Below are 13446 nucleotides of genomic sequence, written 5' to 3'. Positions count from 1 at the left end.
GCGGGGGCGGTGGCGCGGGACAGCCGACATTGTAGGGAAAGCCGCCGCACCGTGCAGGTTCGGGGCGGTATGTCGCGCGGTTCCGGCCGGACCCGGGCCGGCGCGGCCCGCGACCGGATGTCTGTCCCCGTCGGGCGGCCAGTACAGTTCAGCCAGAACCGTCCGCGGCCGTATCTGTCCGTGTGCCGCCGCTCTCCGAAATACTGGTGTCATCGAACCGATGCGATGAGGAGGCTGCGATGCGCGAACTGCGACTTTACGTAATGGACGGCGACGAGCCGGCCGGACGGTGGCGGATCGTCGATCGCACACTGCTCGAAGTGGCCGAAGGCGACGTGTGGGTGACCGTCGAGGGTCGGCCCGACGATCACTGGCTGGGCGCGGGCGCATCGCTGACGTTGCTGCCCGGCACGCGCGCGTGGGTCAGTGCCGGGCCGCGCGGCGCGACGTTCGCGTTCGGCCCGCTGGCGGTGTCGGCCGCGCGCACCGCGCCCGCGTGGTGGCGCGCGTTCGCCGCGTGGCGCGACGGGCGGCGTCACACGGCCGCGTCGCTGCCGACGTAGCGTGCCCGCGGCCGGATCAGCTTCCCGTCCGCGTACTGTTCGAGCGCGTGCGCGATCCAGCCGGCCGTGCGGCCGGCCGCGAACAGCGTGAACGCCGCGCCGTCGGGCAGCGCGAGCGTGCGCTCCAGCACCGCGAGCGCGAAATCGATCGTCGGCCGCAGGCCCGTGGCCGCTTCGACGCGTGCGGCGAGCGCGCGCGCCGCGCGCAGCGCCGGCCGGTCGGGCGCCGTCGCATGCAGCGCATCGAGCAGCGCCCGTGCGCGCGGGTCGCCGTCGGGGTACAGCGGGTGCGCGAAGCCGGACAGGGCCGTGCGGCCGCCGTCCGCGCGTTCGTCGTGCGCCAGCCGCAGCGCGAGGTAGCGATCGAGATCGGCGGCGCGGGCCGCTTCGTCGAGCAGCGTGCCCGCGCGGAACGTCTCGCCGCCGTGGCGCGGCCCCGACAGCGCCGCGAGCCCGCCCGAGATCGCACCGAACAGATGGGTGCCCGTCGATGCGATGCAGCGTACCGCGAAGGTCGACGGATTCAGTTCGTGATCGGCGCACAACACGAGCGCGCGCCGCAGCAGGTCGGCTTCGTCGCGCCGTCGCACGCGCCACGCGGCCGCGAGCTGGCGGTGCACGGGCGCGTCGCCCGGCGCGCTGCCGGCGAGCGCGGCCGTCGCGACGCGCAACAGCAGCGCCGCGGAATCGAGCTGCGCATCGCGCCCTTGCGCCCACAGGCGCGGCAGCGATGCGGCGGCGGCCGGCAGCAGCACCAGCGTGCGTTCGAGCGGCGCGAGATGCGCCCAGCGACGCGCCCAGTCGTCCCACTGGGCCCTGTCGAAACCGCTTGAAGCGAGCGACGCGGCGGCCAGCCGCGCGGGCGGACAATCCCACAGCCGCGCGGCCGTTTCCTCGAGCGTCGCGGCGTCGGCCAGCGCGATTGCATCGACGCCGCGGTAGCGCAGGCGGCCGTCGGCGATCTGCGTGATCCGCGATTCAAGGACCGGCACGCCCCAGTCGAGCGAACGTTCGGCGACGCCGCCCGCGCGCTTCGCATCGGCGCGGCGACGCGCGAGCAGGCGCACCTCGTTGGCGTCGTAGCGGCGGCGCTTGGTCGCGCCGTCGGGCAGCGAGCGCAGCAGGCCGCGGCTCACGTACGCGTAGAGCGTGCTCACGCTGACGCCGAGCATGCCGGCGGCTTCCTGTGCACTGACGGATGTCATGCCGGTGGCTCCTGTCGCCGCGCATGAAGCGCGGGCGCGCTACAACTATTCGTTATGTATTGATTCGCGCAATCAAGATTGATCGTGCCTGTCGCGAATTCTAGACTCGATTCCGTCTCCTCAACGGCGTCTCCTCCACCATGACACCCGAATCCGCATTGGCGCATCTTTGGCACCTCGCACATGGCGAGCGCGACGCGCTGGCCCGCACGACCCTGACGGGGCAGGATCCGACGCTGCCGTCGACGTTTCACGTCGGCACGCTCGCCGTCGCGACGATCGCGGCCGCCGGCCTCGCGGCTGCCGAATGCCATCGGCTGCGAACGGGCGCGGCGCAATCGGTCGACGTGTCGGTGCGCGACGCGCTCGTGGCGTTCCGCAGCGAACGCTACCTGCGCGTGGACGACGGGCCGCCGCCGGAGTTGCGTCACCCGGTGACCGGCTTCTTCGAGACGGGTGACGGGCGCTGGATTCAGCTGCACGCGAACTTCCCGCATCATTTGTACGGCATCCTCGACGTGCTCGGCTGCGGCCCGCGGCCCGCCGACGTCGCTGCCGCGATTCATACGTGGGACGGCGCGGCGCTCGATACCGCGCTGGCCGACGCCGGCTTGTGCGCGGCATTGATCAGAACCCCTGACGAATGGGCAGCGCACGAGCAGGCGCGCGCGATCGCGTCGCTGCCGCTGTTCGAAATCGAGCGGATCGGCGACGCGCCGGCCGAGCCGATCGGCCGCGGCGAAGCCGGCCAGCCGCTGGCCGGCGTACGCGTGCTCGATCTGACGCGCATCATCGCGGGGCCGGTCGCGGGCCGCACGCTGGCGTCGCACGGCGCGCAGACGCTGCTCGTCAACGGTCCGCACCTGCCGAACATCGCGCCGCTCGTGATCGACAACGGGCGCGGCAAGCGCTCGACCTGGATCGATCTGCGCGACGCGGCAGGCGTCGATACGCTGCATGCACTGGTGCGCGAGGCGGACGTGTTTCTGCAGTCGTACCGGCCCGGCGCGCTCGCGGCGCGCGGTTTCGCGCCGCAGGCATTGGCCGAACGGCGGCCCGGCATCGTCTACGTGTCGGTGTCGGCGTACGGGCACGCCGGGCCGTGGGCGAAGCGGCGCGGGTTCGACAGCCTCGTGCAGTCGGCAAGCGGAATCGCATGGCAGGAGCAGCAGGCCGCGCAGGCGAGCGGGCCGCGCCATCTGCCGTGCCAGGCGCTCGATCATGCGACGGGGTATCTCGCGGCGTTCGGCGCGATGATCGCGCTCGCGCGGCGCGCGCGCGAAGGGGGAAGCTGGCACGTGCGGATGTCGCTCGCGCAGACGGGGCGCTGGCTGCAGTCGTTCGGCGCCGTGCCTGACGGGCTGCACGCGTCCGATCTCGTGTTGGCCGACGTGCGCGACCGGATCGACCGCATCGCGTCGCCGTTCGGCGTGCTCGACACCGTGCGGCCGGCCGAGCGACTGTCGGCGACACCGCCGTCGTTCGCGCGGCCGCCCGTGCCGCTCGGCGCCGACGACCCGCGCTGGCTGTAAGCGCCGGCGACGCGCGTCGCGTTACTTGCGCAGTTCGACGACGAAATCGTAGTAGTCGTTGCGGCAGTAGGTATCGGTCAGTTCGATCGCGCGCTGGTCGGACGTATAGCCGATCCGCGTGATCAGCAACAGCGCGTCGTGCGGGGCGATGCCCATCTGCTCGGCGATCTCGTCGGTCGCGTTGACCGCGCGGAAATGCTGCAGCGCGCGCACGATCGGCGTGCCGCGCGCTTCGAGATAGCTGTACAGCGAGCCGACGATCGCCTGCGGATCGGGAATCAGCGTCGCGGGGAACGTCGAGTTCTCGACGGCCATCACGATGCCGTCGGCGAGGCGCAGGCGTTTCAGGCGTGTAACCGATGCGGCCGGCGACAGTCCGAGCTGGATCACCTCGTCGCGGTTCGCGGGCTGAATTTCACGTGCGAGCCACTGCGAGCTCGGCTTGAAGCCGCGGCGCTCGAGCATTTCGCTGAAGCTCGACAGCCGCGACAGCGGATCCTCGTAGCGCGGCTGGATGAAGTTGCCGGCGCCCTGCGTGCGGCGGATCAAGCCTTGCTCGACGAGCAGCGCGATCGCCTTGCGCGCGGTGATGCGCGACACGCCGAGCGCTTCGGACAACACACGCTCGGAAGGCAGCGCCTCGCCGGCCGTCCAGCGGTTGTCGTGGATCGCGTCGCCGAGCTTGCGGGCGAGCTGCAGGTAGAGCGGCGTATCGTTGTCGGGGTCGGGGCGCAGGTCCTGCCAGCGGTCGTCCGTGGGTGCCTTCATACAATGGGTATCGATCAGGTTGCGGCCATTCTAAGTCATCATGCCGCGCCGTTATAGCCGGTTTTTGCCGCGTAATAGGGCGGGGGCGCACCGATTGACTACACTGATGCGTCGTATCCGATGCTTCGGCCGCGGTGTGGGCCACGAATCCGCAACGAGGAAACGCATGACAGACACGATCGCCACGGTCGTTTTGCCGAACGGCGAGACGATTCCGAAGCTGGGCATGGGCACCTGGGAAATGGGCGAGCGGCCGGCGCGGCGCGCGGACGAGATCGCCGCGCTGCGCGAGGGCGTCGAACTCGGGATGACGCTGGTCGATACCGCCGAGATGTACGGCGACGGCGCGACCGAGGAACTGGTCGGCGACGCGCTTGCGGGCCTGCGCGACGACGTGTTCCTCGTCAGCAAGGTTTATCCGCACCATGCGAGCCGGCACGGCATCGTCGCCGCGTGCGACGCGAGCCTCAAGCGCCTGCGTACCGATCGCGTCGACCTGTATCTGCTGCATTGGCGCGGTTCGGTGCCGCTCGCGGAAACGGTCGAGGGCTTCGACGCGTTGCAGCGTGCGGGCAAGATCCGTCACTGGGGCGTGAGCAACTTCGATACGGCCGACATGGCCGAGCTCGTCGACGAAGCGGGCGGCGGTGCGTGCGCGACCAACCAGATTCTCTACAACATCGCGCGACGCGGCCCGGAGTTCGACCTGCTGCCGTGGCTGGCCGATCATCGGATCCCGGCGATGGCGTACAGCCCGGTCGATCACGGGCGGCTGCCGAAACGCTCGCCGCTCGACGAGATCGCGCGGCTGCGCGGCGTGTCGGTGATGCGGGTCACACTGGCATGGGTGCTCGCGCAGCCGGGTGTATTCGCGATTCCGAAGGCGTCGCGAATCGAGCACGTGCGCGACAACCGCGCCGCGCTCGATGTCGTGTTCAGCGATGACGAGCGCGCGCAGCTTGACGCGTATTTCCGTCCGCCGCGCAGCAAGCGCGCGCTCGAGATGCTCTGACCGACTTCGGCAGGGCAACGCTTCGGGTCAGTGGTTGCCGTGACCGCCGCCGTTGCCATGACCGCCGCCGTTGCCGGCGCCACGGCCGTTGCCGACGCCGTTGGCCCCGCCGTTGCCGGCGCCGCCACTGCCATTGCCGTTACCGTTGCCGCCGCCGTTGCCGTGGCCGCCGGTGCCGTTTGCGCCGCCGCTCCCGCCGTTACCGTTTCCGCCGCCATTGCCACCGGCGCCGTTGCCGTTACCGCCGCCATTGCCCGCGCCACCACCGCCATTGCCGTGGCCACCGCCGCCGTTACCATGGCCGCTGCCGCCGCTGCCGCCGCTGCCGCCGCTGCCGCCGCTGCCGCCGCTGCCGCCGTTGTCGATGCTGCGGCCGCCACCGTCGCCACCACCGCCGCCGCCGCCGCCGCCACCGCCGCCGCCGCCACCGCCACCGCCGCCGCCGCCGCCACCGTTGCCACCATGGCCGCCGCCGTTGCCGTGACCGCCGCCGCCACCATGGCCGCCGCCGTCGCCGTGGCCGCCGCCATGACCGTGACCGCCGCCGTCACCATCGCCACCACCGCCGTGGCCACCGCCACCGGAAGTGCCGCCACCCGAAGTACCGCCACCGGAAGTACCGCCACCGGAAGTACCGCCACCGGAAGTGCCGCCACCGGAAGTGCCGCCACCGGAAGTGCCGCCACCGGAAGTGCCGCCACCCGAGGTACCGCCACCCGAAGTACCGCCACCCGAGGTGCCGCCACCCGAAGTACCGCCACCCGAAGTGCCGCCACCCGAAGTGCCGCCACCCGAGGTACCGCCACCCGAAGTACCACCACCTGAACCACCGTTGCCGGACGCATTGCCCCCGCGGCCCGTGCCGTTCGTACTGCCGGAGGTTCCGCCCGTCGTTCCGCCGACACCGGCGGGTCCGACGGCGCCGTTCCCGTTGTTGCCGCCGCTACCGTTCCCGTTCCCGGTGCCGCCGCCGTTCCCGCTGCCGCCCGCACCCGCGCCGCCATTGCCGATGCCCCGGCCGGCATAAACGTGTACCGCGCACGCAGCCGGATTGGCGGCGCACGGCGATGCGTTCTCGACCAGCGTCATGATGGTGTCCGCGCTGGCGTTCGCGTCGGGCGCGGCGTCAGGCGTCGTGTTCTGTGCGACGGCATACGAGCAGCAGCACGCGAACGCGGCCACGGCCAGCAAGGTTGCACGCGGGCGCCGTCCCGCCGCGCGGAACGGTTGTTTCGTTTTATGCATCATGGCCTCCCCATGCGCGCGATGCCTCGTAGCCGCGCGACGATTTACGTGTGGTGCAGGGGGGCGTAAAAGATTCGTAGTCCTATCGTCGGCCGATCGCCGTCGGGCCGACGCTGGATGTCAGCCGCGAACGCGGATCGGCACGCGGGCCCGCCGTGCGAATCTCACTCTGCGAGATTCGTGCCATCGGCCGCGGGGGCCCGTCGCAAAAGGCGGGCGCAGTCGCGTGACCGCGCGTGCAACGTCGTAGGGGAGCGTTTTGTTTCCGGAATGAAACGTCGGAGGAGTCGTTCAGCGCGCCGGCGCGTCGGCCGCGCGTTGCCAGCGGTGGAACAGGATCGACGCGATCCAGCAGACGAGGAACAGCGCGACGATGCCGTAGCCGATCGAGCCGAAGCGTTCGCCGAGCGCATCGAGCGTGTCGCGCACGGGGCCCGTCAGCGACAGTTTGTCGGCCAGCAGGCCGGCCGCCTCGATCCCGCCGATCGCCAGCGCGACGGCCGCCGACACGAACGTGATGCTCGCGTTGTAGAGCAGCTTGCGCTGCGGATCGTCCATCGCCCAGCCGTACGCCTGAATCATCAGCACGTTGTCGGTCGAGTCGATCAGCGTCATGCCCGCGGTGAAAAGCGCGGGAAACAGCATGACCGTATAGACCGGCAGCCCCTGGCTCGCCTGTGCGGCGGCGATCGCGAGCAGGCCGATTTCGGTTGCAGTATCGAAACCGAGCCCGAACAGCACGCCGACCGGATACATGTGCCAGCTTCTCGACACGAACCGGAACAGCGGCCGCAGCAACCGCGATACGAGTCCGGCGGGACGATGCTCGTGCGCGCCGTCGTGCGTGTGCCCGGACGCGCCGCGATAGCGTCGCCACACGTCGCGCAGGATCGTCAGGTTCACGCACGCGAGCACCAGCAGGAAGGTAGCCGATACCGCCGTGCCGATCGTGCCGCCGATCTCGCGAAATGCATCGAACCGGTCGCGCAGCGCGAACGCGGTCAGCGCGATGCCGAGCGTCGCCGCGATCACGATCGTCGAATGACCGAGCGAAAAGAACAGGCCGACGCTCACGGGGCGCTGGCCGTCCTGCATCAGCTTGCGCGTCGCGACGTCGATCGCGGCGATGTGATCCGCGTCAACCGCATGACGCAGCCCGAGCCCGTATGCGATTGCCGCGGTGCCGAGCAGCAGCGGATGGTCGCGCAGCACCGCGAGCGCCCACAGCCAGACGGCGACGTTCGCGGCGATCAGGCCGGCATAGAGGGTCAGCAGGCGGCGCAGGGCAGGGGTGGGCGGCATCGGGCAGGTTCCATCTGACGAATCGCCATCCATTGTGGCACGCGAAAAAAAGCGTGGCGCGCCGATCAACCCGCCGCGAACGCGATGCGCGCGGACGAAAAAAAGCCCGTCCGGAACGAACCGGACGGGCCTTGCGCGCATGCGCCGGAGCGCGAGCGAGCGGCGCTTACTTCACTTTCGCGTTGATCACGGCTTCCGACACGTTCGCCGGCGTTTCCGCGTAATGCTTGAACTCCATCGTGTACGTCGCGCGCCCCTGCGTGGCCGAACGCAGCGACGTCGAATAGCCGAACATCTCCGCGAGCGGCACCTCGGCACGCACCAGCTTGCCGCCGCCGCCCGCGATGTCCTCCATCCCCTGCACGATGCCGCGCCGGCTCGACAGGTCGCCCATCACGTTGCCCATGAAGTCCTCGGGCGTCTCGACCTCGACGGCCATCATCGGCTCGAGCAGCACCGGCTTCGCCTTGCGCATCGCTTCCTTGAACGCCATCGAGCCGGCCATCCGGAACGCGTTTTCGTTCGAGTCGACGTCGTGGTATGAACCGAACGTCAGATGCACCTTCACGTCGACGACCGGGTAGCCCGCGAGCACGCCGCTCTTCAGCGTCTCGGTGATGCCCTTGTCGACGGCCGGGATGAACTCGCGCGGAATCACGCCGCCCTTGATCTCGTCGAGGAACTCGTAGCCCTTGCCGGGGTTCGGCTCCAGCGTGATCACGGCATGGCCGTACTGGCCGCGCCCGCCCGACTGCTTGACGAACTTGCCTTCGACGTCCGCGGCCGTCGTACGCACCGTTTCGCGATACGCGACCTGCGGCTTGCCGACCGTCGCCTCGACGCCGAACTCGCGCTTCATCCGGTCGACCAGGATTTCGAGGTGGAGCTCGCCCATCCCCGAGATGATCGTCTGGCCCGACTCTTCGTCGGTCTGCACGCGGAACGACGGATCCTCCTGCGCGAGACGGTTCAGCGCGAGGCCCATCTTTTCCTGGTCGGCCTTCGTCTTCGGCTCGACCGCCTGCGAGATCACCGGCTCCGGGAATTCCATCTTCTCGAGGATGATCGGCTTCGCCGGATCGCACAGCGTGTCGCCCGTCGTCGCTTCCTTCAGGCCGACCGCCGCCGCGATGTCGCCCGCGCGCACTTCCTTGATTTCCTTGCGCTCGTTCGCGTGCATCTGCAGGATCCGGCCGAGCCGCTCCTTCTTGTCCTTCGTCGCGTTGAGCACCGTGTCGCCCGACTCGACGACGCCCGAATACACGCGGAAGAAGATCAGCTGGCCGACGAACGGGTCGGTCATGATCTTGAACGCGAGCGACGAGAACGGCTCGTCGTCGCTCGGATGACGTTCCGCCGGCTTTTCCGGATCGGCGAAGTCGTGGCCGAGAATCGCCGGCACGTCGACCGGCGATGGCAGGTAGTCGATCACCGCGTCGAGCATCGCCTGCACGCCCTTGTTCTTGAACGCGCTGCCGCACAGCATCGGCACGATCTCGTTCGCGATCGTGCGCTGGCGCAGCGCGGCCTTGATCTCGTCCTCGGTCAGCGATTCATGGTCGTGCAGATACTTCTCGAGCAGTTCCTCGCTCGCTTCGGCGGCGGCCTCGACCATCTTCTCGCGCCATTCGTGCGCGAGCTCGACGAGGTTCGCGGGGATGTCCTCGTACGTGAACTTCACGCCCTGGCTCTCGTCGTCCCACACGATCGCCTTCATCTTCACCAGATCGACGACGCCCTGGAAGTGATCTTCCGCGCCGATCGGAATCTGGATCGGCACGGCGACGCCTTTCAGGCGTTCGCCGATCTGCTTCTGCACGCGGAAGAAGTCGGCGCCGATCCGGTCCATCTTGTTGACGAACGCGATGCGCGGCACCTTGTACTTGTTCGCCTGGCGCCACACAGTCTCGGATTGCGGCTGCACGCCGCCGACCGAGTCGTAGACCATGCACGCGCCGTCGAGCACGCGCATCGAGCGCTCGACTTCGATCGTGAAGTCGACGTGCCCGGGCGTGTCGATGATGTTGATCCGGTGTTCCGGATAGTTGCCGGCCATGCCCTTCCAGAAGGCCGTGGTCGCGGCCGACGTGATCGTGATGCCGCGTTCCTGCTCCTGCTCCATCCAGTCCATCGTGGCCGCGCCGTCGTGCACTTCACCGATCTTGTGGCTCACGCCGGTGTAAAACAGGATGCGCTCGGTCGTCGTGGTCTTGCCGGCATCGATGTGAGCGCTGATCCCGATATTTCTATAGCGCTCGATGGGGGTTTTGCGGGGCACGTGAACCTCCTGGTGGTTCGGATCGTAAGCGGGCCGGCTAATGGGTGCCGGCCCGGGCTGGAACTAGCGAGATTTAAAGGATAGCGCTTGTCCGTGGCTTTTGCAGATGCGGGCAGCGTGTGCCGAATCAAGGTGGGTGTCGCCGGCGGGCGAAAAAAAAGCCGGCGCCCGATAAGAAACAACGGGCGGCCGGCTTTTCGGTCGGTTCGCGGTGCGCGGTGCAAGGCCGCTGCGGTTACTGGGCGCGCGGCAGGCCGTCGAGCTTCATGCCGGGCTTGATGCCTTTCGCGGCGAACCAGCCCTTGCTCATCTCGAGCGCATAGACGCCGTTGTTGCGCGGGCAGTGGTTGTCGGTCGTCTCCGCGCGCATCTCGTCGATGTCGGTGATCGTGCCGTCCGCGCGGATGAACGCGATCGACAGCGGAATCAGCGTGTTCTTCATCCAGAAGCAGTGCACGGCGTTCTCGTTGAAGACGAACAGCATGCCTTCGTTCGGCGCGAGCTGCGAACGGTACATCAGCCCCTGTTCGCGGTCGGCGTCGTTCGCGGCGACGGCCGCGTCGATCACGTACATGCCGGCGCGCAGCTTCACGCGCGGGAACTCGCTCGGCTGCTTGGCGCCGGGCGGCACTTGCGCGCCGGCGGCCTGCATGCCGAGCGCGAGGACGGCGAGGGCGGCGGGAAACACGGCGGCGCGCGCAAGGCGGCCGAGCGACGAGCGCAGGGAGAATGGCACAGCATGGCTCCTGTCTGGAAAACGAGACCCGCATGGTACGCGATGCGCGCCGGCGGGCACAAAAAGAAAAAGGCAGATCGCCTTGCGGTGATCTGCCTTTCAACGCCGTAAGAACGGCAGGACTGCGTGTTCTTGACTGCGTTATTACAGCTTGCTTACTTAGTTCGAAGCAGCTGCCGGTGCTGCTGCGTCGCTTGCTGCAGCCTTCTTCGATGCCTTGTGGTGCTTCTTGGCAGCGTGGTGCTTCTTGGCAGCGTGCTTAGCCGGTGCCGAAGCAGCTTCTGCTGCTGCCGGAGCAGCTTCCGGAGCCGAAGCTTGTGCGAAAGCAGCCGTTGCGAAGAGGCCAGCGACCAGAGCGGCGATCAGTTTGTTCATGTTGTGTTCCTCAGCTTTAGTTAATTAACCAAATGACCCGGCAATAGGAGTCATGTCGTCTAACGGTGCCATCCACCTTTCGGTTGACAGACGCTTCGAGAAATTTCTCTTTGCGCTGCGGGCGCCGAATCGTATTCGAATAAAACGTCGCTTTCGTGACGCAAACACGGGTTCGGCTGCCAATGCCGGATAGCTAAGGTTGGCATCTGCGTGGTTTAACGCGCGATCTCCGCGGGCGGTTGACGAAAAAGATGACGAAAAATTCGCGCGTCCCGGATTCGTCATCCTGCCGACGCGAAACCGTCCCATGGCGCGCGCGGCGGCAGTGCAATTGTTTCGCCCGGTGCAATGCCGAGCGCGAATATATCGAGCGCGCCGATGCCGACGCGCACCAGACGCAACGTCGGGAAGCCGACGGCCGCCGTCATCCGGCGTACCTGCCGGTTCTTGCCCTCGGTGATCGCCAGCTCGATCCACGTGGTCGGGATCGCGGCGCGGTAGCGGATCGGCGGATTGCGCGGCCACAGCGTGTCGGGCGGCTCGATGAATTCGGCGCGGCACGGGCGCGTCACGTAGTCGCCGAGGTCGACGCCGCGTGCGAGCGCTTTCAGGTCGGCCGGCCCCGGCGTGCCGTCGACCTGCGCCCAGTAGCGCTTCACCAGCTTGTGGCGCGGCTCCGCGATGCGGGCCTGCAGCGCGCCGTCGTCGGTGAGCAGCAGCAGCCCCTCGCTGTCCGCGTCGAGCCGGCCGGCCGCGTACACGCCGGGCGTTTTTACCCAGTCGCCGAGCGACGGCCGCGTCTCGTGCGCGGAAAACTGGCAAATCGTGCCGAACGGCTTGTTGAGGGCGATCAGGTTCATGGCAGGGCGCCCGCACGGCGCCCCGCGGGGAGCGGGGGCGGGCGGTGTATGGCAAATGGCGGAATCTTAATGCATAATACGGAACGGCAAGTCCTCTGTCTTATATAAGACATAAGTGAAGTCTTGAGGCGCAGTGCCGCGGTTCGCGCCGAAGTGCCCGGTTGGGGCGCTAGAATAGCGGCTCGCTGTTGTCGTCACGGGGTGGCCATGCCGCGCCCCGCCGCGCGCGCAGCTTCGACCAGCATCACCTGCTCAGCCACGTCACTGGAGTCGATCATGCCGTATCAGCACATCAAGGTTCCGGAGGGCGGTGACAAGATCACCGTCAACAAGGACTTCTCGCTCAACGTTTCCGATCAGCCGATCATTCCCTATATCGAAGGCGACGGTACGGGCTTCGATATCACGCCGGTCATGATCAAGGTCGTCGACGCGGCGGTCGCGCATGCGTACAAGGGCCAGCGCAAGATTCACTGGATGGAGATCTTCGCGGGCGAGAAGGCGACCAAGGTGTACGGTCCGGACGTGTGGCTGCCGGACGAAACGCTGCAGGTGCTGAAGGAATACGTGGTGTCGATCAAGGGGCCGCTCACGACCCCGGTCGGCGGCGGCATCCGTTCGCTGAACGTCGCGCTGCGCCAGGAGCTCGACCTGTACGTGTGCCTGCGCCCGGTCCAGTACTTCAAGGGCGTGCCGTCGCCGGTGCGCGAGCCGCAGAAGATCGACATGGTGATCTTCCGCGAGAACTCGGAAGACATCTACGCGGGCATCGAGTGGGCCGCGGGCTCGGAGCAGGCGAAGAAGGTGATCAAGTTCCTGCAGGACGAGATGGGCGTGAAGAAGATCCGCTTCCCGGAAACTTCCGGGATCGGCGTCAAGCCCGTGTCGACCGAAGGCACCGAGCGCCTCGTGCGCAAGGCGATCCAGTACGCGATCGACAACGATCGCAAGTCGGTCACGCTGGTGCACAAGGGCAACATCATGAAGTTCACGGAAGGCCTGTTCCGTGACGCCGGCTACGCGCTGGCGCAGAAGGAGTTCGGCGGCGAGCTGATCGACGGCGGCCCGTGGATGCGCGTGAAGAACCCGAAGACGGGCAACGAGATCGTGATCAAGGATTCGATCGCCGACGCGTTCCTGCAGCAGATCCTGCTGCGCCCGGCCGAGTACGACGTGATCGCGACGCTGAACCTGAACGGAGACTACATCTCCGACGCGCTGGCCGCGCAGGTCGGCGGCATCGGTATCGCGCCGGGCGCGAACCTGTCGGATTCGGTCGCGATGTTCGAGGCGACGCACGGCACGGCGCCGAAGTACGCAGGCAAGGATTACGTGAACCCGGGTTCCGAGATCCTGTCGGCCGAAATGATGCTGCGCCACCTCGGCTGGACGGAAGCAGCCGACACGATCATCGCCGCGATGGAGAAGTCGATCCTGCAGAAGCGCGTCACGTACGACTTCGCGCGCCTGATGGAAGGCGCGACGCAGGTGTCGTGCTCCGGCTTCGGCGAAGTGCTGATCGAGAACATGTAAGACCCCTTCCGGGGTGGGCCGGCAGGTTGCCGGCCGC

Annotated in this window: 12 protein-coding genes; 4 read left to right on the top strand and 8 right to left on the bottom strand. The window is 68.1% G+C overall.

Going from position 1 to position 13446, the window contains the following annotated elements; translation table 11 throughout:
* Window positions 1-239: 239 nt before the first annotated feature.
* Window positions 240-563 (top strand): DUF2917 domain-containing protein, encoded by a 324-nt coding sequence (locus tag CFB81_RS13120; protein ID WP_089435518.1) that lies wholly within the window; start codon window positions 240-242, stop codon window positions 561-563.
* On the opposite strand, the gene CFB81_RS13115 is transcribed toward CFB81_RS13120, so the two are convergent.
* The gene (locus CFB81_RS13115) at window positions 536-1768 is read right to left on the bottom strand and encodes a citrate/2-methylcitrate synthase (protein ID WP_089435517.1); all 1233 of its coding nucleotides are present in this window, start codon (window positions 1766-1768) and stop codon (window positions 536-538) included. The two genes, CFB81_RS13120 and CFB81_RS13115, sit on opposite strands and share 28 nt — an antisense overlap.
* A 140-nt stretch (window positions 1769-1908) precedes the next feature.
* Between CFB81_RS13115 and CFB81_RS13110 the strand changes: the two genes are divergently transcribed.
* Entirely contained in the window at window positions 1909-3300 is a 1392-nt protein-coding gene (locus CFB81_RS13110; protein ID WP_089435516.1) for a CoA transferase, read from the top strand.
* A gap of 21 nt (window positions 3301-3321) precedes the next feature.
* Here the strand turns inward: CFB81_RS13110 and CFB81_RS13105 are convergent, their stop codons facing one another.
* Window positions 3322-4068 (bottom strand): GntR family transcriptional regulator, encoded by a 747-nt coding sequence (locus CFB81_RS13105; RefSeq protein ID WP_006489667.1) that lies wholly within the window; start codon window positions 4066-4068, stop codon window positions 3322-3324.
* Window positions 4069-4234: 166 nt separating this feature from the next.
* Between CFB81_RS13105 and CFB81_RS13100 the strand changes: the two genes are divergently transcribed.
* Window positions 4235-5080 (top strand): aldo/keto reductase, encoded by an 846-nt coding sequence (locus tag CFB81_RS13100; protein WP_089435515.1) that lies wholly within the window; start codon window positions 4235-4237, stop codon window positions 5078-5080.
* Between the two features lie 27 nt (window positions 5081-5107).
* On the opposite strand, the gene CFB81_RS36080 is transcribed toward CFB81_RS13100, so the two are convergent.
* The 6 genes from CFB81_RS36080 to CFB81_RS13070 form a co-directional block, all read right to left on the bottom strand.
* Window positions 5108-6325, bottom strand: coding sequence for a hypothetical protein (locus CFB81_RS36080; protein ID WP_089435837.1), 1218 nt, complete (start codon window positions 6323-6325; stop codon window positions 5108-5110).
* Between the two features lie 291 nt (window positions 6326-6616).
* Complete coding sequence (locus CFB81_RS13090) at window positions 6617-7627, bottom strand: HoxN/HupN/NixA family nickel/cobalt transporter (protein ID WP_069620443.1); 1011 nt, start codon at window positions 7625-7627, stop codon at window positions 6617-6619.
* Window positions 7628-7793: 166 nt separating this feature from the next.
* A complete protein-coding gene (gene fusA, locus CFB81_RS13085) occupies window positions 7794-9905 on the bottom strand; it encodes an elongation factor G (protein WP_023477042.1) in 2112 nt (703 codons plus the stop codon).
* 235 nt (window positions 9906-10140) lie between these two features.
* Window positions 10141-10641: a DUF192 domain-containing protein gene (locus CFB81_RS13080; protein WP_089435514.1), complete on the bottom strand. Its 501-nt coding sequence runs from the start codon at window positions 10639-10641 to the stop codon at window positions 10141-10143.
* A 159-nt stretch (window positions 10642-10800) separates the two neighbouring features.
* Window positions 10801-11016, bottom strand: a complete 216-nt coding sequence (locus CFB81_RS13075; RefSeq protein ID WP_011352970.1) for a hypothetical protein — start codon at window positions 11014-11016, stop codon at window positions 10801-10803.
* Between the two features lie 281 nt (window positions 11017-11297).
* Window positions 11298-11876 (bottom strand): pseudouridine synthase, encoded by a 579-nt coding sequence (locus CFB81_RS13070; protein ID WP_089435513.1) that lies wholly within the window; start codon window positions 11874-11876, stop codon window positions 11298-11300.
* A 276-nt stretch (window positions 11877-12152) separates the two neighbouring features.
* Between CFB81_RS13070 and icd the strand changes: the two genes are divergently transcribed.
* Window positions 12153-13409: an NADP-dependent isocitrate dehydrogenase gene (gene icd, locus CFB81_RS13065; protein WP_039368210.1), complete on the top strand. Its 1257-nt coding sequence runs from the start codon at window positions 12153-12155 to the stop codon at window positions 13407-13409.
* Window positions 13410-13446: the final 37 nt, after the last annotated feature.

Source organism: Burkholderia sp. AU28863 (assembly GCF_002223195.1).
GTDB classification, from domain to species: domain Bacteria; phylum Pseudomonadota; class Gammaproteobacteria; order Burkholderiales; family Burkholderiaceae; genus Burkholderia; species Burkholderia sola.
This window is presented reverse-complemented; position numbering and strand designations above follow the sequence as displayed.